This window comes from Streptomyces niveiscabiei (assembly GCF_033794345.1).
Classification (GTDB): domain Bacteria; phylum Actinomycetota; class Actinomycetes; order Streptomycetales; family Streptomycetaceae; genus Streptomyces; species Streptomyces niveiscabiei.
Genome location: NZ_JARAYJ010000031.1, coordinates 16428 through 42322, shown reverse-complemented (window position 1 = coordinate 42322; position 25895 = coordinate 16428). Strand labels below are relative to the sequence as shown.

19 protein-coding genes and 1 pseudogene are annotated in these 25895 nt (G+C 72.8%); 16 read left to right on the top strand and 4 right to left on the bottom strand.

Annotation, left to right across the window (positions count from 1 at the left end; all coding sequences use genetic code 11):
* Positions 1 to 165: 165 nt before the first annotated feature.
* The 9 genes from rimP (at position 166) to PV682_RS32550 (ending at position 13154) form a co-directional block, all read left to right on the top strand.
* Positions 166 to 684: a ribosome maturation factor RimP gene (gene rimP, locus PV682_RS32590; RefSeq protein ID WP_319735360.1), complete on the top strand. Its 519-nt coding sequence runs from the start codon at positions 166 to 168 to the stop codon at positions 682 to 684.
* 2 nt (positions 685 to 686) lie between these two features.
* A complete protein-coding gene (gene nusA / locus PV682_RS32585) occupies positions 687 to 1685 on the top strand; it encodes a transcription termination factor NusA (RefSeq protein WP_055724484.1) in 999 nt (332 codons plus the stop codon).
* 100 nt (positions 1686 to 1785) lie between these two features.
* Positions 1786 to 2082, top strand: a complete 297-nt coding sequence (locus tag PV682_RS32580) for a YlxR family protein (protein ID WP_319735359.1) — start codon at positions 1786 to 1788, stop codon at positions 2080 to 2082.
* A 147-nt stretch (positions 2083 to 2229) separates the two neighbouring features.
* On the top strand, positions 2230 to 5337 hold the full coding sequence (infB, locus tag PV682_RS32575) for a translation initiation factor IF-2 (RefSeq protein WP_319735358.1): 3108 nt from the start codon (positions 2230 to 2232) through the stop codon (positions 5335 to 5337).
* Positions 5338 to 5469: 132 nt separating this feature from the next.
* Positions 5470 to 5763, top strand: coding sequence for a DUF503 domain-containing protein (locus tag PV682_RS32570; protein ID WP_055719360.1), 294 nt, complete (start codon positions 5470 to 5472; stop codon positions 5761 to 5763).
* Positions 5764 to 5801: 38 nt separating this feature from the next.
* Positions 5802 to 6248: a 30S ribosome-binding factor RbfA gene (gene rbfA / locus PV682_RS32565; protein WP_319735357.1), complete on the top strand. Its 447-nt coding sequence runs from the start codon at positions 5802 to 5804 to the stop codon at positions 6246 to 6248.
* On the top strand, positions 6245 to 7150 hold the full coding sequence (gene truB, locus PV682_RS32560; RefSeq protein ID WP_319735356.1) for a tRNA pseudouridine(55) synthase TruB: 906 nt from the start codon (positions 6245 to 6247) through the stop codon (positions 7148 to 7150). The genes rbfA and truB overlap by 4 nt, the downstream gene beginning before the upstream one ends.
* Before the next feature lie 258 nt (positions 7151 to 7408).
* The gene (locus tag PV682_RS32555) at positions 7409 to 12082 is read left to right on the top strand and encodes a hypothetical protein (RefSeq protein WP_319735355.1); all 4674 of its coding nucleotides are present in this window, start codon (positions 7409 to 7411) and stop codon (positions 12080 to 12082) included.
* A gap of 118 nt (positions 12083 to 12200) precedes the next feature.
* A complete protein-coding gene (locus PV682_RS32550) occupies positions 12201 to 13154 on the top strand; it encodes a bifunctional riboflavin kinase/FAD synthetase (RefSeq protein ID WP_319735354.1) in 954 nt (317 codons plus the stop codon).
* Between the two features lie 51 nt (positions 13155 to 13205).
* On the opposite strand, the gene PV682_RS32545 is transcribed toward PV682_RS32550, so the two are convergent.
* The 4 genes and pseudogenes from PV682_RS32545 to eccE form a co-directional block, all read right to left on the bottom strand.
* A complete protein-coding gene (locus PV682_RS32545) occupies positions 13206 to 15668 on the bottom strand; it encodes an AAA family ATPase (RefSeq protein ID WP_319735353.1) in 2463 nt (820 codons plus the stop codon).
* A 1266-nt stretch (positions 15669 to 16934) separates the two neighbouring features.
* Positions 16935 to 17015, bottom strand: a pseudogene (locus PV682_RS44420) (hypothetical protein); the annotation flags it as partial.
* A 474-nt stretch (positions 17016 to 17489) separates the two neighbouring features.
* Positions 17490 to 18224: a hypothetical protein gene (locus PV682_RS32540; RefSeq protein ID WP_109364546.1), complete on the bottom strand. Its 735-nt coding sequence runs from the start codon at positions 18222 to 18224 to the stop codon at positions 17490 to 17492.
* Positions 18221 to 19483, bottom strand: a complete 1263-nt coding sequence (eccE, locus tag PV682_RS32535; RefSeq protein ID WP_319735352.1) for a type VII secretion protein EccE — start codon at positions 19481 to 19483, stop codon at positions 18221 to 18223. Before eccE ends, PV682_RS32540 begins: the two co-directional genes overlap by 4 nt.
* Positions 19484 to 19698: 215 nt before the next feature.
* Here eccE and eccB point away from each other — a divergent pair, with 215 nt between their 5' ends.
* The 7 genes from eccB (at position 19699) to PV682_RS32500 (ending at position 25691) form a co-directional block, all read left to right on the top strand.
* Positions 19699 to 21216, top strand: a complete 1518-nt coding sequence (gene eccB, locus PV682_RS32530) for a type VII secretion protein EccB (RefSeq protein ID WP_319735351.1) — start codon at positions 19699 to 19701, stop codon at positions 21214 to 21216.
* A 5-nt stretch (positions 21217 to 21221) separates the two neighbouring features.
* Entirely contained in the window at positions 21222 to 22454 is a 1233-nt protein-coding gene (gene mycP, locus PV682_RS32525; RefSeq protein ID WP_319735350.1) for a type VII secretion-associated serine protease mycosin, read from the top strand.
* A gap of 167 nt (positions 22455 to 22621) precedes the next feature.
* A complete protein-coding gene (locus PV682_RS32520; protein WP_319735349.1) occupies positions 22622 to 23050 on the top strand; it encodes an SAV_915 family protein in 429 nt (142 codons plus the stop codon).
* Positions 23050 to 23346, top strand: a complete 297-nt coding sequence (locus PV682_RS32515) for a DUF6317 family protein (protein ID WP_319735348.1) — start codon at positions 23050 to 23052, stop codon at positions 23344 to 23346. The genes PV682_RS32520 and PV682_RS32515 overlap by 1 nt, the downstream gene beginning before the upstream one ends.
* Positions 23346 to 24641: a WXG100 family type VII secretion target gene (locus tag PV682_RS32510; protein WP_319735347.1), complete on the top strand. Its 1296-nt coding sequence runs from the start codon at positions 23346 to 23348 to the stop codon at positions 24639 to 24641. Before PV682_RS32515 ends, PV682_RS32510 begins: the two co-directional genes overlap by 1 nt.
* Before the next feature lie 58 nt (positions 24642 to 24699).
* On the top strand, positions 24700 to 25164 hold the full coding sequence (locus PV682_RS32505) for a hypothetical protein (RefSeq protein WP_319735346.1): 465 nt from the start codon (positions 24700 to 24702) through the stop codon (positions 25162 to 25164).
* Positions 25161 to 25691 carry a hypothetical protein gene (locus tag PV682_RS32500; RefSeq protein ID WP_319735345.1) on the top strand — a complete coding sequence of 177 codons (531 nt, stop codon included), beginning with the start codon at positions 25161 to 25163 and terminating at the stop codon, positions 25689 to 25691. Before PV682_RS32505 ends, PV682_RS32500 begins: the two co-directional genes overlap by 4 nt.
* Positions 25692 to 25895 lie beyond the last annotated feature (204 nt).

Genomic DNA, 25895 nt, shown 5'->3' with positions numbered 1-25895 from the left:
GCAGGTGATCACGGTACCCGCGCAGGCGCGAAGTACTGCGACGCACCCGCACCCGGCCCCCCTGCCGGAGGCACTCGTGGACGGCAACACCCTCCGCGACCGGATACCCTTTGACCAGACACGCGACCATCCCACAACAGCACACGCGGCCGAGGAGTCACCCGGATGAGCACCACCCAGAGCGAGAGGCTGCGAGAGCTCCTGGAACCGCTCGTCACCGCGCAGGGGCTCGACCTCGAAGAGATCGCGGTGGAGACCGTGGGCCGCAAAAGAGTGCTGAGGGTCGTCGTGGACGCGGAATCCGGCGCCGATCTGGACGCCGTCGCCGACGTCAGCCGCGCGCTCTCGGCGAAGCTCGACGAGACGAACGCGATGGGCGACGCGGCCTACGACCTGGAGGTCGGCACCCCCGGCGCCGAGCGGCTCCTGAAGGAGCACCGGCACTACGTGCGCGCGCTGGACCGGCTGGTGAGGTTCCAGCTCACCGAGGGCGGCGAGGTCACCGCCCGCATCCTCGCCGTGGACGAGGAGGGCCTCGATCTGGAGGTGCCCGGCGTGAAGGGCCGCAAGGCCACCGCCCGCAGGCTCGCCTTCGCCGAGATCGACAAGGCCCGCGTCCAGGTCGAGTTCAACCGCAAAGACGCAAAAGACGCAGATGACAACGTGAAGGAAGAGGAGGCGTAGCCGTGGACATCGACATGAGTGCCCTGCGGGGCTTGGTGCGGGAGAAGGAGATCTCCTTCGACCTGCTGGTCGAGGCGATCGAGTCGGCCCTCCTCATCGCCTACCACCGCACCGAGGGAAGCCGCCGCCGCGCGCGCGTGAAGCTCGACCGCGAGAGCGGGCATGTGACCGTGTGGGCGAAGGAGGACCCGGAGGACCTGGAGGAGGGTCAGGAGCCGCGCGAGTTCGACGACACCCCGTCGGACTTCGGCCGGATCGCCGCCACCACCGCGAAGCAGGTGATCCTCCAGCGCCTGCGGGACGCGGAGGACGACGCGACGCTCGGCGAGTACGCCGGCCGCGAGGGCGACATCGTCACCGGTGTCGTCCAGCAGGGCCGCGACCCGAAGAACGTGCTGGTCGACATCGGCAAGATGGAGGCCATGCTGCCGGTGCAGGAGCAGGTGCCCGGCGAGGTGTACACGCACGGCCTGCGCCTGCGCTCGTACGTCGTCCGGGTCGCCAAGGGCGTGCGCGGACCCTCGGTCACCCTCTCCCGTACCCACCCCAACCTGGTGAAGAAGCTGTTCGCCCTGGAGGTCCCGGAGATCGCCGACGGCTCGGTCGAGATCGCCGCCATCGCCCGCGAGGCCGGCCACCGCACCAAGATCGCCGTCCGCTCCACCCGCAGCGGCCTGAACGCCAAGGGCGCCTGCATCGGCCCGATGGGCGGCCGGGTGCGCAACGTCATGGGTGAGCTGAACGGCGAGAAGATCGACATCGTCGACTGGTCGGACGACCCGGCGGAGATGGTCGCCAACGCCCTGTCACCCGCGCGGGTGTCGAAGGTGGAGGTCGTCGACCTCTCCGCCCGCTCCGCCCGGGTGACCGTGCCGGACTACCAGCTGTCGCTGGCGATCGGCAAGGAGGGCCAGAACGCCCGCCTCGCCGCCCGGCTCACCGGCTGGCGCATCGACATCCGGCCGGACACCGAGCAGCAGGACGCGCAGGCAGGGGAATAGATCACGCCGGTCAACGGCTGGATCACGTCAGTTATATCGCGGCACGTGTTCGACTCCTGACCCAAAGGGGTGAGGCCGCCGCGGGGAGGTAGACTTAACGGTGTCTGGCCGGACGCACGCCCGAACATGCCCTGAGCGCACCTGTGTGGGGTGCCGGGAGCGATCGGCCAAGACACACCTGCTGCGCATCGTGGCGGCCGGGGGCGAATGCGTCCCCGACCCTCGCGGTACGCTGCCCGGCCGGGGCGCGTATCTGCACCCCGTCCCCGTCTGTCTCGACCAGGCGGTGCGCCGACGGGCGTTCACACGGGCCTTGCGAGCCCCGGGAGCGCTCGACACAAAGGCGTTGCGCCGATACGTCGAGCAGGCGATCGTCGTCGATGAGGCGACACCGTAAGGAAGTGGCGCGCGGACCGTCCGCGTGGCCAGGTACCCCGCGAGTTGGAAGTAGGTCGAGATTGCGATGAGCACTCGATGAGCACGCGATGAGTACGCCCATGAAGTAGCGACGGTCCGGACTGAACCCGGACCTCAAAGGAGCGAAGTGGCTAAGGTCCGGGTATACGAACTCGCCAAGGAGTTCGGGGTTGAGAGCAAGGTCGTCATGGCCAAGCTCCAGGAACTCGGTGAATTTGTCCGTTCGGCGTCTTCGACCATCGAAGCGCCCGTCGTCCGCAAGCTGACGGACGCCTTCCAGGGCGGCGGCAAGCCCGCCCCCCGCAAGGCTGCACCCAAGCCCGGCGCGCCCTCCCCGGCGACGTCGGCACGCCCCGGTCCGCCGAAGCCGGCGGCCCCCAAGCCCCCGGCGGCGCAGGCACCCGCGGCTCCGGCCGCGCCGGTGACCCCCGCGCCCGCCGCCCAGGCACCCTCCGCGCCGGCCCCCGCGGCCCAGGCGCCTTCCGCGGGTCCGCGTCCGGGCCCCAAGCCCGCGCCGCGTCCGGCCCCGGCCGTCCCGGAGTTCACCGCTCCGCCGTCGGCCCCGGCCCCGCAGTCGCCCGCCGCGCAGGCGCCCCGCCCCGGCGGTCCGCGTCCCGGCCCGGCGCCCAAGCCCGGTGCCCGTCCGGCCCCGCAGGGCCAGGGCGAGCGCGGCCAGCGTCCGTCCGGTGACCGTGGTCCGCGCCCCGGTGGCGCTCCCGGCGCTCGTCCGGGCGCCCGTCCGGCCGGTCCCCGTCCGGGCAACAACCCGTTCACGTCCGGTGGCAACGCCGGCATGGGCGCCCCCCGTCCGCAGGGCCCGCGTCCGCAGGGTGCGGGTCCGCGTCCCGGCCCCGGTGGCGCTCCCGGCGCCGGTCCCCGTCCGCAGGGCCCCGGTGCCCAGCAGGGCGGCGGTCCCCGTCCGCAGGCTCCGGGCGGTCCCCGTCCGACGCCCGGCGGCATGCCGCGTCCGCAGGGTCCCGGTGCCGGTGGCCCGCGTCCCGGTGGTCCGCGTCCCAACCCCGGCATGATGCCGCAGCGTCCGGCTGCCGGCCCGCGTCCCGGTGGCGGCCCCGGTGGCCGTGGTCCCGGTGGCGCCGGTCGTCCCGGTGGCGGTGGCGGTCGTCCCGGTGGTGGCGGCGGCTTCGCCGGCCGTCCCGGTGGCGGTGGCGGCTTCGCCCGTCCCGGCGGCGGTGGCGGTGCCGGTGGCGGTGGCGGCTTCGCCGGTCGTCCCGGTGGCCCCGGTGGCGGTGGCGGCGGCGGTCGTCCCGGCTTCGGTGGCCGTCCCGGCGGTCCCGGTGGCCGTGGTGGCACGCAGGGCGCCTTCGGCCGTCCCGGCGGTCCCGCGCGTCGTGGCCGCAAGTCGAAGCGGCAGCGGCGCCAGGAGTACGAGGCCATGCAGGCCCCGAGCGTCGGCGGCGTGATGCTGCCGCGCGGCAACGGCGAGACGATCCGTCTCTCCCGTGGCGCGTCGCTCACCGACTTCGCGGAGAAGATCAACGCCAACCCGGCGTCCCTCGTCGCGGTCATGATGAACCTCGGCGAGATGGTCACCGCCACCCAGTCCGTCTCCGACGAGACGCTGGAGCTCCTGGCCGGCGAGATGAACTACACGGTTCAGATCGTCAGCCCGGAGGAGGAGGACCGCGAGCTCCTCGGCTCGTTCGACATCGAGTTCGGCGAGGACGAGGGCGACGAGGAGGACCTGGTGGTCCGCCCGCCGGTCGTCACCGTCATGGGTCACGTCGACCACGGCAAGACGCGTCTTCTCGACGCGATCCGCAAGACGAACGTCATTGCGGGCGAGGCCGGCGGCATCACCCAGCACATCGGTGCCTACCAGGTCGCGACCGAGGTCAACGGCGAGGACCGCGCGATCACCTTCATCGACACCCCGGGTCACGAGGCGTTCACCGCCATGCGTGCCCGTGGTGCCCGGTCGACGGACATCGCGATCCTGGTCGTCGCGGCCAACGACGGCGTCATGCCGCAGACGGTCGAGGCGCTCAACCACGCCAAGGCGGCCGACGTCCCGATCGTCGTCGCGGTCAACAAGATCGACGTCGAGGGCGCCGACCCGACCAAGGTGCGCGGCCAGCTCACCGAGTACGGTCTGGTGGCCGAGGAGTACGGCGGCGACACCATGTTCGTCGACATCTCCGCCAAGCAGGGTCTGCACATCGACTCCCTGCTGGAGGCCGTCGTCCTCACCGCCGACGCCTCGCTCGACCTGCGGGCCAACCCGAACCAGGACGCGCAGGGCATCTCCATCGAGTCGCGCCTCGACCGCGGTCGCGGTGCCGTCTCCACGGTCCTCGTCCAGCGAGGCACGCTGCGGGTCGGCGACACGATGGTCGTCGGCGACGCGTACGGCCGCGTCCGGGCGATGCTCGACGACAACGGCAACAACGTGACGGAAGCCGGTCCCTCGACCCCGGTCCAGGTGCTCGGTCTCACCAACGTCCCCGGCGCGGGCGACAACTTCCTCGTCGTCGACGAGGACCGCACCGCCCGCCAGATCGCCGAGAAGCGCGCCGCTCGCGAGCGCAACGCGGCGTTCGCCAAGCGGGTGCGCCGGGTCTCCCTCGAAGACCTGGACAAGGTGCTCAAGGCCGGCGAGATCCAGCAGCTCAACCTCATCATCAAGGGTGACGCTTCTGGTTCCGTCGAGGCCCTGGAGTCCTCCCTGCTCCAGCTCGACGTCGGCGAAGAGGTCGACATCCGGGTCCTGCACCGCGGCGTCGGTGCGGTCACGGAGTCCGACATCGACCTGGCCATGGGCTCGGACGCCATCGTCATCGGCTTCAACGTCCGCGCGGCCGGCCGCGCGGCGCAGATGGCCGAGCGCGAAGGCGTCGACGTCCGGTACTACTCGGTCATCTACCAGGCGATCGAGGAGATCGAGGCGGCCCTGAAGGGCATGCTGAAGCCGGAGTACGAAGAGGTCGAGCTCGGTACGGCGGAGATCCGCGAGGTCTTCAAGTCGTCCAAGCTGGGCAACATCGCCGGTGTCCTCATCCGCTCCGGCGAGGTCAAGCGCAACACGAAGGCCCGCCTCGTCCGCGACGGCAAGGTCATCGCGGAGAACCTCAACATCGAGGGTCTGCGGCGCTTCAAGGACGACGTCACCGAGATCCGCGAAGGGTTCGAGGGCGGTATCAACCTCGGCAACTTCAACGACATCAAGATCGACGACGTCATCGCGACGTACGAGATGCGCGAGAAGCCGCGCGTCTGATCTGCACGCGATCGGGGCCGGTCGGCGGAGAGAAATTTCCGTCGATCGGCCCCGGCCGTTGCGTGTACGGTTCCCGTATCGGTGCCCGAACGCGGCGCCAGTACCCCGAACCGGCGGGACATCCGGACGCACATGTACGTGGGGACTCTGTCCTTCGACCTCCTCCTCGGCGACGTCCACTCGCTGAAGGAGAAGCGTTCCGTCGTCCGCCCGATCGTGGCCGAGCTCCAGCGCAAGTACGCGGTGAGCGTGGCCGAGACGGGCAACCAGGACCTCCACCGCAGGGCCGAGATCGGGCTCGCGGTGGTCTCCGGGGACACGGAACACCTGACCGATGTACTCGACCGCTGCGAGCGCCTCGTCGCCGCGCGGCCCGAGGTGGAGCTGCTCTCGGTTCGACGCAGGCTCCACGGCGACGAAGACTGAAGCAAGCTGCAAGTAGTAGTGACGAAGGAGACGGACCAGTGGCCGACAACGCGCGCGCCAAGAGGCTGGCGGACCTCATCCGAGAAGTGGTGGCCCAGAAGCTCCAGCGGGGGGTCAAGGACCCCAGGCTCGGTACGCACGTCACCATCACGGACGCCCGGGTCACCGGCGACCTGCGGGAGGCGACCGTCTTCTACACGGTGTACGGCGGTGAGGAGGAGCGGGCGGAGGCCGCGGCCGGACTGGAGAGCGCCAAGGGCATCCTGCGCTCCGAGGTGGGCCGCGCGGCCGGCGTGAAGTTCACGCCGACCCTGACGTTCGTCGCGGACGCCCTCCCCGACAACGCCCGCACCATCGAGGACCTCCTCGACAAGGCGCGCCTGTCCGACGAGAAGGTCCGCGAGGCCTCCGCCGGCGCGGACTACGCGGGCGGCGCCGACCCGTACAAGAAGCCCGGCGACGAGACGGACGACAGCGCCGAATGACCAGCAAGCCCACCCCGCCCGACGGCCTCGTCATCGTCGACAAGCCGTCGGGCTTCACCTCCCACGACGTGGTCGCCAAGATGCGCGGCATCGCCCGCACCCGCCGCGTCGGCCACGCCGGCACGCTCGATCCGATGGCCACGGGTGTCCTCGTCCTCGGCGTCGAGCGCGCCACGAAGCTCCTCGGGCACCTCGCGCTGACCGAGAAGGAGTACCTCGGCACGGTCCGGCTCGGCCAGACCACGGTCACGGACGACGCGGAGGGCGAGATCACGGCGTCCGCCGACGCGTCGGCGGTGACGCGCGAGCAGGTCGACGCGGGTGTCGCCAAGCTCACCGGCGACATCATGCAGGTGCCCTCCAAGGTCAGCGCCATCAAGATCGACGGCGTCCGCTCGTACAAGCGGGCCCGCGACGGCGAGGACTTCGAGATCCCCGCCCGGCCGGTGAAGATCTCCTCCTTCCAGGTGTACGACGTCCGCGAGGCCGTCGCCGAGGACGGCACCCCCGTCCTCGACCTCGTCGTCTCCGTCGTCTGCTCCTCCGGTACGTACATCCGCGCCCTCGCCCGCGACCTCGGCGCAGGACTCGGTGTCGGCGGCCACCTCACCGCGCTGCGGCGCACCCGGGTCGGCCCCTACAAGCTGGACTCCGCCCGCACCCTCGACCAGCTCCAGCAGGAGCTGACGGTCATGCCGGTCGCGGACGCCGCGTCCGCCGCGTTCCGCCGCTGGGACGTCGACACGAAGCGCGCGCGGCTCCTGCTGAACGGGGTCCGGCTGGACATGCCCGACGAGTACGCGGGCGCCGGCGCGGTCGCGGTCTTCGACCCCGAGGGCCGGTTCCTGGCGCTGGTGGAGTCGGAGAAGGGGAAGGCGAAGAGCCTGGCGGTCTTCGGCTGACGGGGTTCCCCCGGCTGTTTTTCCGGCCGCTTTCCTGTGGAGCGGCGCGCACGGGGTGTGCTGCGCCGCTCCACGGACCCCCCTCGGTTCCCCCACCTCCAGGGTTGTCCATTCCGGCGTGTCCGTTCACCCGTCCGGGTGGGCGCTCGGAGTGAACCGGGGGAGTGCGAGGGGGCGCGTTCGCCTCGCGATCTGTCCCGCCGATCAACGCCGCCCTACCGTCGAGGAAGGGCAGGCGCGCGGCGGGGAGGCAGACGGATGGGGGTTCCCTCCGGGGACGGTACGGATCTCACCCTCCCGGACGTCGTCGTCCGCATCCGGGACCTCGCCGGGCGCCCCCGCGGGGTCGGCTTCCTCGCGGACCACCACGGCACGCTCATCACCGCCCACGAGGCCGTCGACGGGCTCCCCCGGATCGTCCTGCACGGCGCCGGAGACCGCACCTGCATCGTCACGTCCGAGTCGGTCACCCTCCTCCCCGAACTGGATCTGGCCCTCGTCCACACGGAGGGCCTCGCCACGGACCCCCTGCCGGTCACGACCCGCGCCGAAGTGCCGACGGGTACGTACGTCCGCCTCGCCGCGGGCTGCTGGCGCGAGGCCCGCGTCCTCTCCACCACCCCCGCGACCTACACCGCCACCGACCGCTTCCACCTCCTGCCCCACACCCTGGAACTCGCGATCGGCACCACCGGCCGCGACGCCCTCCGCCTCGGCGGCGGCGCCGCGGGCGGCCCCGTCCTCGACGCGGCCACGGGAACGGTCGTCGCGGTCCTCGGCACAGCGCTCCAGTCCGACCACCGGGACGTGGGGTTCGCGATCCCCCTCCGGGCAGCGGCGACCACCAGCCCCGCCCTGGCGCACCTCCTGGTACGCAACGCGGCGACCGTCCCCGCGTACGGGGCGGACCTCAACTTGGCCGGCGTGCTGGAACTGACGGCGACGTCGGTGGGCTCGGACGGGCCTCCGGGGGCGCTGGCGGGGTACGTCGGGGGGTGGCCGGGGGAGACCGTCGGAGGGGCCTCGCGGGGAGTGGAGGGCGAGGAGCCTGGATGGGGCGGGGCAGCGGGGGTGGCTCGGGGGGATGGTGCCGACGGGGGTGAGGGGGGCCGGGCTGCGTGGGGTGAGGGTGTTGACGGGGGTGAGGTGGCTGGACCTGGTGGGGGTGAGGCGGCTGGGCCCGCCTGGGCGGGGGTTGGGGAGGGGGAGACGGCAAGGGGGGCTTGGCGTGGGCGGGTTGGTGGGGGTGAGGTGGCTGGGGCTGGCTGGGGTGGCAGTGTCGGTGAGGGGGGTGCGGCCGAGGCTGGTTCGTGTGGGCCTGTCGGTGAGGGCGGGGCTGGTGGGGGAGGGGGGAGTTGGTTCGAGGGGGAGGGGGGTGCTCGGGGGGGCGGGCCAGGGGTGTGGGTGGGGGGTTCGGGGAACGGGATTGTGCTGCCTGTCGAACGGGAGGTCACCGTGCGGGAGTTCGCCGCGTTCACCGGTGGGGCCGCTTCCGTGCTCGCGTTGGTCGGGCCGCCCGGGAGCGGGCGTACGACAGAACTCGCGGCGTTGGCGGCGCGGCGGTACCGGGCGGCCGAGCCCGCGCCGACCCTGTGGCTGCGGGGAGCGGACCTGAGGGACGAGGACGAGTCCCTCGCGGACGCGGCGGGGCGCGCGTTGCGCAGGGCCGCGCGGATCGTGACCACCTCGCAGGCCCCGACGGCACCCCCCGACCCGGAGACCGTCACCCCCGCGGACCTCTCCCGTACCGCCCTCACCGCCGGCCGCCCCCTCTTCCTCCTCCTGGACGGCCCCGAGGAAATGCCCCCCGTCCTGGCGCACCGCCTCGCGGCCTGGACGGCGGGCACGGTGACCTGGCTCCGCGAAACCGGCGCCCGCCTCGTGGTGGCCTGCCGCGCGGAGTACTGGGAGGCAGCGGGCGCGGGCTTCCCGAGGGACATGCTGCACGGCACGAGGACAACCACGGAAACACCGACCCCCCGAGACCGAGGCACCCCGACACGGGCCCACCACCCCGAAGCCACCGCCCCACTCCCAGGGGCCCCGCAGACCGGCGAGCCCGAGCCGACGAGGCACGGGGCCGACGCGGTGAACCCGGGGGACGTCCCGCACCCTGGACCCGTGACCGCCGGGGCAGGCGTGGCCGGTGGCGGTCAACTGGATGGCGCGGCTGTCGGGGGCCCGACTGTCGGGGTAGGCGTGGCTGGCGGCGGCCAACCGAACGGCCCGGCCCCCGGCGACCCGACCACCGGAGTCGGCGTGCCCGCCGGCGGTGAACTGAACGGCCCGCACCCCGGACACCTGACGGCTGTTTCACCCGACCCGGCGGTCCAAGCGACCCGCTCCCCCCACCCGGAAACGAGCCCAACCCCCGAGGAACGCTCCGACGAAACCCAAGCCACTCGCCCGACCCCGGCCGAGCCGAGGCAACCGTACCCACCATCCGAGACCACCCCACCCGGCACCGTCCCCTCCCACCCGGCACCTGACGCCCGCGCCCCCAACCCCGCCGAGACTTCGACAACCGCGGCCACTCCGACGACCTCGGCCACCCTCATGACCTCGGCCACCCTGACAACCTCGGTCCCCCCCACGACCTCGGCCACCCCCACCACCTCGGTCACCTCGGTCACCCCCATGACCTCGGCCATCCCCACCACCTCGGTCATCCCCACCCCCAACACCCCCCCACCCCCCTCCACAGGCCCCCACCATCCAGCCCGTCCGGCGATTGAGGACAAGGCCCCTTCAGGGCCGGAGCGGGGGGCCGGGGGCGTAGCCCCCGGGGATGGGACGGGTAGGGGCGGCGGGGGCGAAGGAGGTCTGCCGGACTGCGTCGAGTTGGGGGAGTTCACGGCAGGTGAAGCCGAGATCGCCCGCGCCCGCTACAGGGTTCCCGCATTCGCCCTCGCCCCCGACGCCGTACGCCACCCTCTCAGCATCCGCCTGCTCTCGGAGATCCGCGCGGCCCTCCCCGACGTCCCGCCCCCGGCGAACGCGGAGCGGGAGGACGTCTTCGCCGCGTACCTGGACCTGATGTGCCTGCGTATCGCGGTACGGCTGGCAGCGGGCAACACCCTCCGGGGAACCGCCGTGAAGCGGCTGGCCGCACGGGTCTCCGGCCAGGTCCACGAGGCCGCGAGAAGAAGCCTCGGCCCGGGCCAAGGGGAGCTGGACAGGACCGCGTTCGAGGAGGTGTTCCCCTGGGGACACGCACCGGGCAGGCCGGGCGGAGTGACGGGGTGGGCCTCGGCAGTGCTGGCGGAGGGCCTGATCGTCCCGGCCGGCACGGGCTACCGCTTCGCGCACGAGGAACTCGCGGACTGGATCCAGGGCATGCACCTGGACCTGGAGGAGGCGCTGAGATCGCTGGCCCACCGCCCCCGCGGCACGCACCTCGTTCCGGTGCCCCACCACCGTATCGGCCCGGTCGTCCAGTCCCTGCTGCTGGTGGCGAGGCAACAGGGCCCGGCGGAACTGGCGTCGCACCTACGGAAGTTGACGCGGGCGCTGGACGAGACCCCGGACGCGTGGTGGCCCGCGCGCCTCCTCACGGAGACCCTCCTGAGGCTCCCGGACGCGACCCCGTACCTGGACGTCCTGCACGCGCTGGCGGACCACGTGGTGGCGCGTGGAACGGTCCGGCCCACGACGTTCCTCCCGTCCTTCTGGACGTCCCTGAACCTCCCCCCGGCCCCTCTCTTCACCCTCCTGCGCCACCTCCTGCGAGCGGACCCGCCCCCGGGGGAGACCGCGGCGCCCCGCTACCTGGACGCGGTCGCGACCCTGCTCGCGGCGGACGCGGGGGCCGTGCAACCCCACCTCACCCTGTGGTTCGAGGACGACCGCCCCCTCCCGGGCGCCCCGGAGGCGACGGTCGCGGCGGCGGCGCAGGCACTGCTGTACGCGTACCGCCACCGGGCGCTGGACGACCTCACGGAAGTCCTCGTCGGCTGCGGCCACCGCAGGGCGGACGAACTGCTCGGCGCCCTCGCGGAGGACGAACCGTCGGCCGTGTGCCGGGCGGTCGACAGATGGGCGAGGGACACGCGCCCGGCCCGCAGGGTCGCGGCCGTCTCGTACGGCCTGCGAGCGGCCCCGCACGTGACGACGGACGCGGACCGCGACCTCCTGAGGTACGCGGCGGAGGAACTCCTGACCGAACTCCCGCTCCAGGGCGGCGCGCTGGGCCTCCTCGTCCAGGACCCGAGAATCCGTACGGCCCATCTCCCGCAGACCCTGGCCCACTTCACGGCGGCCGACCCCCAACTCCCGCCCACCGCCCTGCTCCCGGCGCTGAGGACCCACACGGAACCGGTCCTGAAAGCCTTCCGCACCCGCCTGGCCCGCCCCGACACGGACCCGACGACGACATTGCGCGCGCTCGCCGAGGTCACCGCCCAGCCCCTCGCCCGACGCATCGCGATCATGGTGCGGGAGACGGTGGAGCGCCGACCGGAGACGGCGCGCGCGGTCGCCGCGTACGTGGACGTGAGACTGCGACAGGGCCCGCCCGCCAGACCCGTACTCCACCCCCTGGTCACCGCGCTGCTGACGGCGTCCCCGCAGGAGGTGAGGTCCGCGCTCGCCGGCGTCCTCGCGACGCCGGACGGTTCATCCCTGCGGACGGAACTCCGCGAGTTCCTCCTCACCCACGAGCAGGACCCGGCCGTCCTCACGTCCTTCCTGCACGCCGCCGCCCACCACCGCTCCCGCGACCTCGTCCACCGCGCGGGCCGCCTCCTCGTCCGCACCCCCGACGGCGCGACCCGCTTCGACCGGGGCCTCGTCGACCTCGGCCGGCACGTGCCGGGCTTCGCCGCGCGGGTCGCCGCGTGGATCGGCGAGGCCCCGCAGGAGTGGGCGACGGTCGTCGGCCCCGGCGCGCGCCGCATGATCGAGAACCTCGCGGGGGCGGGCGTCCCCGGATGACCACGTGCGCCCCGTCACAGCGCCGATGCCGATGAGAGCGGGCGGCGCCGGACATGGCACCCTTAGGGTTGCGTAATTCCATGAGTCGGTACGGACACGGGTTCGAGGAGCGGTCACAGTGCAGCGCTGGCGTGGCTTGGAGGACATCCCCCAGGACTGGGGGCGCAGCGTCGTCACCATCGGTTCCTACGACGGAGTCCACCGCGGCCACCAGCTGATCGTCCGGCACGCGGTGGAGCGGGCGCGGGAGCTGGGGGTGCCGGCCGTGGTCGTCACGTTCGACCCGCACCCCAGTGAGGTCGTGCGGCCGGGGAGCCACCCGCCGCTGCTCGCGCCCCACCACCGGCGCGCCGACCTCATGGCCGCGCTCGGTGTCGACGCGGTGCTGGTGCTGCCGTTCACCACCGAGTTCTCGAAGCTCTCGCCGGCCGAGTTCGTCGTCAAGGTCCTCGTCGACAAGCTGCACGCCCGCGCCGTCGTCGAGGGCCCCAACTTCCGGTTCGGGCACAAGGCCGCGGGGAACGTGGAGTTCCTCGTCGAGCAGGGTGCCGTGTACGACTTCGAGGTCGAGGTCGTCGATCTGTTCGTCGCCGGAGAGGCGGGCGGCGGTCAGCCGTTCTCGTCCACGCTGACGCGGCGGCTCATCGCCGAGGGGGACATCGAAGGCGCGGGCGAGATCCTCGGACGGCCCCACCGGGTCGAGGGCGTCGTCGTCCACGGGGCGCGCCGGGGGCGGGAGTTGGGGTTCCCCACGGCGAACGTCGAGACGCTCCCGCACACCGCCGTCCCGGCGGACGGGGTGTACGCGGGGTGGCTGCACGCGGACGGCGAAGCCATGCCGGCGGCGATCTCCGTCGGCACCAACCCGCAGTTCGACGGCACGACGCGGACGGTCGAGGCGTACGCGATCGACCGGGTGGGGCTCGACCTGTACGGGCTGCACGTCGCCGTCGACTTCCTCGCGTACGTCCGGGGGCAGGCGAAGTTCGACTCGCTTGAGGCGCTGCTGGAGCAGATGGCGCTGGATGTGAAGAGGTGCCGGGAACTGGTCGCGGCGGCGGAGGAGAAGTAGTCGTACGAAGCTGAGGGCGGCCGGTGTTCTCCGACACCGGCCGCCCTTCTGTCACTGCTGGGGCGGGTAGCCCTGCTGCGGGGGGTAGGGCTGGCCGGGGTACGGCTGACCCGGGTACGGGCCCGGCATTCCCTGCCCCGGCATCTGCTGGCCCGGCATCGGGGGTGCCGCCACCGGGGGCGGGTTGCCGTCGCTCGTCCACAGACCGTGCGACTGCTGGTGGCGTACGAAGTCCTCCGCCACCAGCGACGCCAGGTGGAAGTACGCCTCGCGGACCTTCGGACGCATCATGTCCAGGTCCACCTCGGCGCCCGCCGCGAGGTGTTCGTCGAACGGGACCACCACGACGCCCCGGCACCGCGTCTCGAAGTGGCTGACGATGTCCTCCACCTTGATCATCTTGCCGGTCTCGCGGACACCGGAGATGACCGTGAGGGAACGGGCGACGAGGTCGGCGTACCCGTGCGCGGAGAGCCAGTCCAGGGTGGTGCTCGCGCTGGACGCGCCGTCCACCGACGGCGTCGAGATGATGATCAGCTGATCGGCGAGGTCCAGGACGCCGCGCATGGCGCTGTACAGCAGCCCCGTGCCGGAGTCGGTCAGGATGATCGGGTACTGGTTGCCCAGCACGTCTATGGCCCGGCGGTAGTCCTCGTCGTTGAACGTCGTCGACACGGCCGGGTCGACGTCGTTCGCGATGATCTCCAGACCCGAAGGCGCCTGCGACGTGAAGCGGCGGATGTCCATGTACGAGTTGAGGTACGGGATCGCCTGCACGAGGTCCCGGATCGTCGCCCCGGTCTCCCGCCGGACCCTGCGGCCCAGCGTCCCGGCGTCCGGGTTCGCGTCGATCGCGAGGATCTTGTCCTGCCGCTCCGTCGCGAGGGTCGCGCCCAGCGCGGTCGTCGTGGTCGTCTTGCCCACGCCGCCCTTGAGGCTGATGACGGCGATCCGATAACACGACAACACGGGCGTACGGATCAGCTCCAGCTTCCGCTGCCGCTCCGCCTCCTCCTTCTTCCCGCCCAGCTTGAACCGCGACCCACCCGCACCCGGCCTGCTGCTCTTCGCCTTCTGCTTCTTGTTGTTCAGCAGCCGGTCCGAGGACAGCTCGACAGCAGCGGTGTAACCGAGCGGCGCGGCACCGGGATTCACCGGCTGCCGGTGATCATGCTGCACGGGCTGCGGCCAGGCCATGCCCGTACGGGGGTCGACCGGAGGCGTCTGCGGATTCCCGGCTCCGTACCCGGCGGGCGGCACGGAGCCGTCCGGCTGCGCCGGGGGGAGGGGCTGCGGGGGAGCGGCGGGGGCACCGGGGTGGGGGAAGCCGTAGCCGGGGGGCGGGGTGGGGGGTGTCGGGGCCGCGCTCGGCCGGGGGGCTGGGGTGGCGTCCGCGGGGGTGCCGGGTTGCGGGAAGCCGTAGCCGGCCGGCGGGGCGGGAGGTGTCGGGGTTGTGTCCGCGGGGGTGTTCGGCTGGGGGAACCCGTAGCCCGCGGGCGCGGTCGGGGCGGCGCTCGCCGGAGTGCCGGGTTGCGGGAAGCCGTAGCCGGCCGGCGGGGCGGGAGGTGTCGGGGTTGTGTCCGCGGAGGTGTTCGGCTGGGGGAACCCGTAGCCGGCCGGCGGGGCCGGGGGCGTCGGGGCCGCGCTCGCCGGAGTGCCCGGTTGCGGGAAGCCGTAGCCCGCGGGCGGGGTGGGGGGCGTGCCCTGCTGGGCGGGGTTGGGCTGCGGGAAGCCGTAACCGGCGGGAGGCGCCGCCGGGTTCGCCGGGGCGGCGGGCGGTTGCGGGAAGCCGTGACCGGCAGGGGGCATCGGCTGCTGCGGGTTCGCGGAGGCGCCCGGGGCGGCAGGGGGTTGCGGGAAGCCGTGGCCGGGCTGGGCGTCGGGGGTCGGGGCCGTGTTCGGGGGCTGGGGGAAGCCGTAGCCCGCCGGAGGAGTGGCCTGGTTCGCGGGGGGCTGCGGGAAGCCGTGGCCCGGTTGGGACGGGGGCCAGCCCGGGGGTGTGCCCTGGGGAGCCTGCGGCGGCTGCGCGGAGGGCGCGGCCTGCGGCGGCTTCGGGTGCTGCGGCGGTTGTGCGGCTGCGGCTGCGGCCTGCGCGTCGGCGGGCGGCTGTGGCTGGGTGGGCCACTGGGCGGCCGGGGCCGGGGCGGCGGGCTCGTACGACGGGGGGAGAGGCGGTACGGGAGGCTGCTGCGGAGCCGGAAGCGGCCAGGAACCGTCCGGGGAGCCGGGAGCGGCCTCGGGAGCGGTGGGCGCCGAGGCGGACTCGGGTACGTCCGTGTCGACGGCACCGGGGTCTTCCGGGCCGGTGCTCTCCGCGACGGCGTTGCCGGGTTCGGCGGCGTCGGTCGCGGGGGTGCCGGCGCGCGGGTCGGTGGCATCGGCACCCGGCGAGAGGGCCTCCGAGCCGTGAACGGAACCGGGGTCCTGGGACTGAGGCTCGTTGCCGGAGGACTGTGCATCGGAGGCACCGGTTTGAGCGCCGGTCTGAACAGCGGGGGCGTCAGCGCCAGGCACGGCACTTGGGTCACCGGCACCGGACGCGGAACCAGGAAGGTCGGCGCCGGGTACGACACTTGGCTCACCGACGCCGGGTTCAGCACCAGAGACATCGGCACGGGCGTCGACACCGACGGCACCGCCTTCACCACCGGGCGTACCGCTTTCGGCACCCGGGACACCAGCCCCGGCGCCGGGCGCGCTGCTTTCAGTGCTCGCGATACCGGTCCCGGGCGTACTGCTTTCGGCAGCCGGGACACTGGCCCTAGCCCCGGCCGCACTGCCTTCGGCACCAGCGATACCGGCCCGGGTCCCCGGCGTACCGCCTCCGGTCCCCGGGACGCCAGCCCTGGCCTCAGCCGCACCACCCTCGGCACCCGAGACACCAGCCCCAGTCCCAGACACCGCGCCGGAGGCCCCAGCACCGGCCCCGCCACTGGAAGCACCGGCCTCGGTCACGACCCCCGGAGCCCCGGCCTCGGCAACGCCGGACCCGGAGTCGGAGTCCCCGCCCCCGGCACCGCCATCCGTACCCGCCTCGACGCTTCCGGCCCCGCCCGCGTCACCGGCACTCCCGGCCGAGCCCCCGTTCACCTCACCACGGACCTCACCGTCTGCCGAGACCCCGGCACCCCCGCCCCCGGCCTCGGTGTCGAGCGCCCCCCGCTGGCCCTGAATGCTCTGATCCCCCTCGCCGGAAGCCACCTGACCGGCGGAGGACTCAGGGTCGCCCCCTTCCGCACCAGCCCCGCCCACCGACACACCGACTTCGTGAACCCCCACAGAGTCCCCGGCCTGCGCCGCCTCCCCCCGCTCGGCGATCTCCCTCTTCAAGGCGGCCGAAGAGATCCGCATGGTCGCGGGACTGTCCAGGTCCCCGTTCCCACCCCCCACCGGAGGCTGGAGCTCGAACCCACCCCCCTCGGGCAACCGAGGCACACCACCGGCAGGCACCCCAGGAGCAACGGGCCCGGGATTCACCCCGACCTGCCCCACACCCCCCGGCACACCGGCCCCCCCGAACCCGGGCGCACCAGGAACCCCGTAAGCACCCTCCCCAGATCCACCAGGAACTCCGTGAGCACCCTCTCCCGGCACACGGGGAACCCCGTAAGCACCCTCAGGCCCACCAGGAACCCCGGGCGCAACCGGCGGAGCCACCGGCGCAACCGGCGGAGCCACCGGCATGCCGGGAACCCCCGCGCTGGAACCCCCGCTCCCCGCCCCCGCGTTCTGCGTGTACCAGGCGGGCGGCGCGTAGTCGATCGTGAACTCACCGGTCACGTCGATCCCGGAATCCGCGTCGGGCTGGTCATCGCCGGGCGTGGCCCAGCCCCCGCGCGTCCCGTCCCGATCGCTGCTCACAGTTCCTCCTGAGGTGGCCGAACGCCCTGATACCGCACCAGGGGCGTCCGTTTTCGTGTTGTCTCTGGTCGTCCGAAGTGGTCGAAGCCGACCGGGTTCGACGGGACGCCGGGATCCGATCGGAATCAGCGGAGGGCCGCCCGAGGACGAGGACGAGAACAGTGACCCGCCCCATCCGCCGGTTCCCCCCAGGAGCCCTGTCGTCCCCGGTCCCGAGTCCCGGCGCAGCGCCCGGTACCAGCCTAATCACCACAAGCCCCACCCCGGCAGGCCCGTCCACCTCTCAGCGTCCACCGGACACGTCACACACCACGCGAAACCGGCAACCAGGCACGCACCCACTCCGAACAAAACGCCCCATACCGGGAGATGCCCCCGACCGGACCCCCGGCGTGAAGGTCGTGCGAAACCGAAACCACTCCCGAGCCGCATGCCCCCGAGCCGCACGCCCCCTCAGCTCAGCCCATCCGTAACTCAGTCCATCCGCCGAGGCATCCCCAACAACCCGATCTCCGCCTCCGTAGGCTGCGTCATCACGTACTGCCGATCCCGGTCCCCGCACCACAACGTCACCCCGTCGGGCAACGTGGGCAACGCCTCCCGATCGGCCTCCGGCAACGGCATCGCCCGGCTCAACTCCCCCGCCTCGTCCGGCGAGATCCGCTGCACCCCCACCAGCCGGGCCTGCCGGATCAGCCGAGGCGCGACGGGACTGAGATACGGCAGCAGCGTCAGCACGGACTGCCAGGGCCCGGACGCCACCCGCCCCCGAGGCGGCTGCATCCCGCAGTCCCGCACGACGAGGACCGGCGTCCCGGGCGACGTACCCTGCGGCGGCACCCGCCCCACATCGTGCACGGCGAGCCCGTTCTGCCCGCCCCCCATCGCGTGGACCATCTGCATCCACGCCTGGGGCCGCCCCGTCTCGACGGCGACCCGAGCCCCGGTCGCGGCGGCCCGCAGGGCGATGACCTGCGCGGTCCACAGCCCCCCGATGAGCGTCACGTCGTAGGGCGTGGGCCGATTGAGCCCGAGGACGGACGGCCGCCCCTCGGGATCGACCCCGATGACGACCCCGTCGTCCCCGATGGGCAGCGACAGCGCGTCGAGCTGCTCGACGGAGACGGAGTGCCGGGCGTGCCGGGGCCCGATCAGCCCCAGCCCCGTACGCAGCAACTCCCGGGCGGCGGAAACAGCGGTCGCGCTCAACGAACCCCTCCGAGCGGCATAGTGGCAAGCATCCCCGGCACCTGCTCCCGGTCGAGCCGGACGAGCCCCATCCCGGTGTGCCGCGCGGCGCCCTGCAACGCCCGCCGCGCGGCGACGAGTTCCGCGTCGCTGCGCCCGGTGACCCGCAGGTACCCGGCGAGCGACACACTCTGCCGCTCCCCGCGCGTGAGGCAGACGCTGAAGGTCGTCGCGAGCGCCGGGACGGCCGTCACGAGGGCGATGAGCTGCGGCAGCGACGGCGCGCGGCTCCCGCCGAGCGCGGGCCACCGCCGTACCCAGTACGTCGTATGGCGGCGGTTGTCGCAGCGCCAGCCGCGCCCGGACTCCTCGGTGCGCCGCTCGCGCGTCTCCGTACGGCCCGCCTCCGCCGTCACCAGCGGGTTCGCGTGCGCGGACGTGGCGATCGCGGAGGTCAGCTCCTCCTCGTCGAGGAGGGAAGCGCGGAACCCGGCGCCGGTGAGGCGGCTCGCGAGCTGGTCGGCGGCGCGGACCACGCACTTCTGCGCGCCGGTCAGCCCGCCCCCGCGCGCGGCGACCGCCTCGGGGCACAGCTCGGGGTCCAGCTTCAGCGCGATCCAGGTGATCCGGACGGCGGGGGCGCCGGTCTGCTCCTGGAGCGGCGCGTAGTTGGCGATGGCCACCGACTGCTGGGGCAGGTGCAGCGCGGGCGCGGGCTGCGTGTGCAGGACCACCTGCGCGGACTCCAGCCGGATGCCGTCGACCTCCAGGGCGTCGTACACCAGGCGCAGCGGCAGGGGATGGCGGTCGCGCTCCACGCGCAGGGCCGTGGAGTCGGCCTCGACCTGGAGGACGGCGGTGACGAACGTGCCGTCGCCGACGATGCCGACGGGACGGCGGTCGCGGCCCGCGTACGTGTACGTCCGCAGCGTCGGGTCGCACTCGACGGCCGGGGCGAGACCCGGTTCCGTACCCGGCGGCACCGGGGTGCTCGCGGCCCTGCGCTGACGCGTACGCAGCGCCCAGGCGGTGGCCACCCACTCGGGCAGCGTGCGCCCCCGGCGCCGTACGAACGCGACCAGGACCAGGCAGACGGCGAGGACGCCCGCAGCCGCGAGCGCCACCGGGTCGATCGCCCAGCCGACGACCAGCGCGGCGGCGGCTGTCTCCAGCAGGACCAGTCGTTGCAACCGGAATGCCCCGGCCTGTCCCGAACGCGACTTGAGGCGCAGCGCGCTCGCCTCCGCGGGCGCGCTGCCCCGCGTCCTGGAAGCCCTCACTCCATCCCCCCGTTCTCCTCACAACTCGCCGGTTCTCCCGCACCGCACGGGCCCTTGCGCGCCCTTGAGGTGCCCGGACAACCTACCCGCGCCCCACGTCCCAGCGGATACCAGGCATAGTAGGGGGCCGCTCTGACATCGCGGTCCGGCCGTCCGTCCGACGGCCGCCGAACCCGGCGGAGCGTTCCGTGCGACCTAGGGGGAGACAGGCACCGATGGCATCCCGGCGTGACGAGCTCAATGCCTACACCTTTGCGAAGCGCCGCATGCTCGCGGCGTTCGTGCAGTCGTCGCCCGGCTCGGAGGAGGGCGCTCCGAAACCGCTGCGCGGGGTGGTTCCCGGGGTGATCGTCGGGGTCGTCGTCATGGCCGTGTTCGGCGCGTGGGGCATGTTCAAGCCGACCGCGCCGAAGGGGTGGGACACACCCGGCGCGAAGGTGATCGTCGCCGACAAGTCGACCACCCGGTACGTCGTCCTGACGACCGACGGCCAGAAGCAGCTGCACCCGGTGCTCAACATGGCCTCGGCGAAACTGCTTCTCGACGCCGGGCAGAAGGACTTCGTCACCGTCTCCGAGTCCGTCCTCGACAGCGGCAGGATCAAGCACGGCGTCACCATCGGCATCCCGTACGCCCCCGACCGCCTGCCCTCCGAGGGCGAGGCGAAGAAGGCCAAGCGCTGGGTGGTCTGCGAACGGCCCAGCGCGGGCGGCGAGTCCATCCAGCGGGCGGCGCTCGTCCTCGCGTCCCGCGACATGAAGGCCACCGAGGGCGCGGGCAGGCTCACCGGCGGCCAGCTCCTGTACGTCCAGGACCCCGAGGGACAGCAGTACGTCGTCGACGCGAGCGGGCGCGCGTACCGGATCGACAAGTCCGACGAACTCCTCCTGCGCGCGGTCGTCGGCTCCGGACGGCAGGCGCAGAAGGTGTCCAAGGAGTGGCTGACCACGCTCCACACGGGAACCAGGATCGCCTTCCCGACGATCAGCGGAGCCGGTGACCCGGCGGGCGCCCCCGGGGGCCTCGACGAAGCGACGAACCGGGTCGGGATGGTCCTCAAGGCGGCCGACCTCAACAAGGACCAGTACTACGTCGTACTGCCCGGCAGGGTCGCGCCGATCTCGCCCTTCGTCGCCCAACTCCTGCTGTTCAGCAAGGAGTTGAAGGATCTCGGGCAGACCGGCGAGGCCAAGCCGATGAGCCCCGGCGACATCGTCCCCGGCAAGCCGTTCGGCGCCGAGAACACCTGGCCCACCGAGCTGCCCCAGCCCGTCAACGACCCCTCCGGCGACGCCGGTTCGCGCAGCACCGTGTGCAACGTCCTGCGGTCCGTGGACGCCGGCACCGGCGCGACCACCCTCAGCACCTGGGCGGGCACCGACTTCCCCGAGAGCCTCGCCACCGGCTCCTCCAGCGCGTACGTCACGCCGGGTTCCGGCCAGCTCTACCGCCAGTTCCAGGGCACCGAGACCAAGGCGGGCCCCGTCTTCCTCGTCACCGACACCGGCCTGCGCTACGTCCTCCAGTCCAACTCCGACAGCGCCACCGACGACGCCGGGATCGGCACCACCCCGGAGAAGCTGAAACAGCAGGCGCAGGAGGCCAAGCAGGCGCAGACGCTCCTCGGGTACGCCGACGTCGACCCGACGCCGATCCCGGCCGCGTGGTCGGAGTTCCTGCCGACGGGGCCCCGCCTGTCGACGGCAGCGGCACGCCAGCCGCAGGGGTCGTGAGGCCGATGCGTACGCCGTCGCCGGCCGCACTCCTCGCGGCCCTCACGCTCCTGTCCCTCGCCGCCCCCACCGCCTCCGCCGCCGAACCGCCCTACTCCGAGCAGTGCTCCTTCCCCAACGGCAAGTACCCCGGCCGCCCCTGGTCCCTCCAGCGCGTCATGCTGGACGAGCTGTGGTCCCAGTCCAAGGGCAAGGGGGTGAAGGTCGCCGTCATCGACACCGGCGTGGACACGAAGAACCCGCAGCTCAAGGGGGCTGTGGACGCGAAGGACGGCCAAACGTTCAAGCCCGCCGTGAAGGGCGACGACGGCAAACCCCTCGACTGGGGCGCCGCCAACGGCACCACCGACACGGTCGGCCACGGCACGAAGGTCGCCGGCATCATCGCCGCCCGCCCGATCGAGGGCACCGGCTTCGTCGGCCTCGCCCCCGAGGCGACGATCATCCCGCTCAAGCAGAACGACGCGGAGGGCCACGGGACGCCGGACACGCTGGCCGAGGCGATCGACTACGCCGTCGGCAAGGGCGCCGACGTCATCAACATCTCCCAGGACACGACCGGCGCGAAGAAGCCGTCCGACGACCTCCGGCGCGCGGTCGACGCGGCTCTCGACGCCGGCGTCGTGGTCGTCGCCTCCGCGGGCAACGACGGCACCGGCGGCAACGTCAAGAAGACGTACCCCGCCTCCTACGACGGCGTCCTCGCCGTAGCCGCCTCCGACCGCAACAACGAACGCGCCGCCTTCTCCCAGTCCGGCGACTTCGTGGGCGTCGCCGCGCCCGGCGTCGACATGATCTCCACGGTCCCGGCGGGCGGCCACTGCTCCGACAACGGCACCAGCTTCTCCGCGCCGTACGTCGCGGGCGTCGCCGCGCTCATCAAGGCCAAGCACCCCACGTGGACGGCCCGCCAGGTCGTCGCCCAGATCGAGCAGACGGCCGAACGCACCATCGCCGGGCACGACCGCCTCGTCGGCTGGGGCGTCGTCGACCCCGTCCGCGCGCTCACCGAGGACGACCGCCCCATCGAGTCCCCCAACCCCGACCAGGGGCTCGCGCGGGCCGAGGCGCCGACCCCGGCGAAGTTCCACCTCGGCGAGACCCCGGCCGAACGCGACGCGCGCCTCGCGACGTACATCGCCGTCGGGGCGGCCGTGCTCGTCGCCGGGATCAGCGGGGGAGCGGTGGCGCTACGGGACGCGCGCCGGCGCCGGGAGCGGGTGCGGGGGACGGCGTGAGGAGGGCCGGTCATGGGGTGGTCAAGCGCTGACCGGGGTGTCCCCAAACCGCCGTATGAGCTGGGTATGTGTTCACCCCTGCGAACCTGACATGTCCGTATTCGCCCCATCCCCCGCTGGCTACTGTGAGTGCGCCGTAACAGCCGCACACGCAGAAGGAGACGGTGGTGGGGGCAGCGAACACGTCACGCCTTCTCGACTACCTGGACGCCCCGGCCGGCCCCGAGCCCGAGCCCCCGGCGCCCCGCCGCTCGTGCTTCCAGGACTACGACCTCCCCGCCCCGCCCCTCCCGCCGTACCACACCCCCGTGTTCGTCCCCGCGCATCCCCGGTACGCCGACGACGTGCCCTACATCGTCTACGAACTGTTCGGCCGCCCCGACGGCGCCGGCGCGGTCGCCCTCGCCTTCACGACCCCGCGGAAACTCGCCGCCGCGCTCGGCGAGGCCCAGCCCTGGGTCGCCACGTCCCTCGGGGTCCTCGCGACCGGCATGCGGGAACACGGAGTGACGGTCCGCCTCGACCCCACGGTCGCGCCCGGCGCCGGCAACTGGACACCGGCCGACCTCGCGGCGTACGCGCAGGCGGTGCGCTGATGGACTTCAACGTCGTCCTCGGCGACCTCACCTCCATGGCCTCCACCCTCCACACCGAGGCCACCAACTACCGCGCCCTGCACGGCCAGGTCACCCCCGCCGTCGTCAGCGGCGGCGACCCCGGCCTCGACCACGCCATCTCCGAGGCCGCCCACCTCATCTCCGCGCTCCACACCCTCTTCGCCGACCGCATGGACGACCACGGCGACAAGGTCGCCTACGCCCGCGACTCCTTCCACCGCCACGACATCGACGTACACGGCCTCTTCGAGGACCTCATGAAGGGCGAGAGCTGATGTCCGACAGCTGGATCGGCGGCGACATCGGCGGCCTGCGGGCGATGGGCACGTCGTACAAAGCGGCGAAGCCGTCCCTGGAAGCGGCGATCACCCCCGTGACCGACCAGGTCGAAGCCCTCGTCAAGGACACCGGCTGGAAGGGCGAGGCGGCCGAGAAGTTCCGCGCCGCCTGGTCCGAGGACGCCCTCACGGCAGGCGCGTTCGGCGGCCTCGTCGAAGCGGTCGGCGGCATCCTCGAAACCCTCGCCGACCAACTCTCCTCCTGCGAGACCGCCCTCCAGAACGCCCAGCACACAGCAGCGAAACAGGGCGTCGCAACCGACCCCAAGGGCACCCCTTTGCAGATGGTGACGGCCAACCCCCCGTCCCCCGCCGACCAGAAGGCTCTCTCCGCCCTGTCGGAGTACAACACGGCCCGCACGGAGATCGAACACACCGCGCAACACGCCCGCCTGGTCGCGGCGGACCAGCTCACCGCGCTGTGCGCCGAGGTCATGAAACCCGTGAGCGCCGCCGACAAGCTCACCATCGCCGACTCCCTGCGCGGCCTGTACGCCTACGACGCGGAGGACGCCCGCGCCAAGGGGCTGGCCGCCAAGGGGGAGATCGACCAGGCCAAGGCCGACGCGAAGGCGGCGAAGGACACCCTCCGGACCGAACGCAAGGCATTCCAGAGAGCGGGCCGCTCCCTCCCCGCGGACTTCCCCGCGAAGACCGCCTACAGCGACGCCATGATGAAGGTCGACTCCCTCGAAGAAGCCATCGCCCGAGCCGACCGCGGCAGCACCGCCCTCCCCTACGACCGCGTCCTCAACCTCAAACTCGGCGACGCGGCCGACGCCCTCCGCGTCGGCCGGGGTATCGCCGAACTCCCCGAGTTCCTGCGGGAGGTACCGGTCCTGGACGTCGCCGCCGCGGCGGCGGTGGGGGCGCTGGAGGCGAAGGACGACCACGACGAAGGGTGGTCGTGGGCGCATTCGGCTGTCGTGGACGGGGGCGTGGCGCTCGGGGGACTGGCCGCCGGGGTGGCGGCGGTGGCCGCGCTTCCGGCTGAGGGCGCCGTCGCGGTGGCGGGTCTCGGGGTCGGAGCGACGGTCCTCGCGACAAACGTCCTGGACCATGCCGTCCACGAGCACTGGAGCGAGGACATCCACGATCACGGTGTCGTCGTCGGCAGCCTGGTCGGAACAGGACATGTCCTGGCGAAGACGGGAGACGACTTCGTGAGGCTCAGCGACGATGCCGTGAAGGCCGGAAAGAGTGTGTGGCATGGTGTCGAAAGCCTCTTTTAAGATCCACTCCGGCATACCTGCTCTGCCGAAACTGGGCACCTCCTGGTACAGGCGCGGCGTGCGCTACTGGTTGTCCCGCACCCGCACGACCCTCGGGCAGCTCCTGATCATGGGGATGCTTTCGTTCGCCGCCGTGGAGCTCTACCGGGGATTCGTCAAAGAGATGCCACCGGTTGCGCGCCTGGTCTGCAATTGCGTCCAGATCGCCGCCGCCTGTGTGGCCTTCGTCCGGGGCTGGATCCGGCAACGCCGAGAGCACCGCGAGGCACTCCTCGACCCACCCACCCCGGAGGAGACCTGGGCCGTCAAGCGTGCACACAACCGCCGGGCCCCTCGCATCGCGCTCTCGGGCCGAGGCGGCCTCATCATCCTCGCCGCCCCGATCGCCCCGGCCTTCTTGGCGTACTACGACGGCTGGATCGCGGCCTGGCTCACGGTCCGCGAGTACCCCAGCGAGGTCGGCGCAAGGCGCTGGCTGGAGGAACAACGAGCGGCCGGACTCAAGGCCCGAGCCCCTCGATGACACCACCCCCCGTCCCTTCCCTCCCCGGCCTCGCCACCACCTGGCACGACCGGGGCATCCCCTACTGGCTCCGCCGTCTGGGCACAGCCGTCCTCTTCCTCCTCGTCCTGGCCCTCCTGTGCCTGGCGGCCTTCAGCCTCTACCGGGGTTTCCGTACGATCCTCCCGGCGTCCGCCCGCGAGCCGTGGGACTGGGCTCAGCTGCCGCTCGCCGTCCCGGCGGCCGTGTGGGGCTGGCGCGTACAGCGCCGCGCTGTCGCCAGGGACCTCGCGAACCCGCCGACCCCGCAGGAGTCCCGCACCCGCAAACGCTCGGAGACCACCCGCGCCACGGGCCTCGCCCTGTTCGGCCGCTTCGTCGCCGTGCTCGCGGCCCCCGTCATGCCGGCCCTCGCGGCACTGGCCGTCGGCTGGACCGTCGCGATGCTCACGGTCCGGGAGTACCCCAGCGAGGTCGGTGCGAGGCGCTGGATGGCGGACGCGGGCCACCCGGAGCCGTACGCCACATCTCGACAACTTCGTAACTGAGGCAACACGAAGTTCGGTTGGCCGGGAAAACCGCAAAGACTACAGTGGGCGTCGAGTGTGCCGCACAGGCCACATGCCGTTCGGCGCCCGGTGCGACCGCGAACGGGGAACGGGGAGGGAAGGCCACCATGCCTGCCGAGAGGTCGCCGTGCCCGGGTACACCCTCGGACTCTCACGCACCTGTCATACACCAGGCCCTCAGGG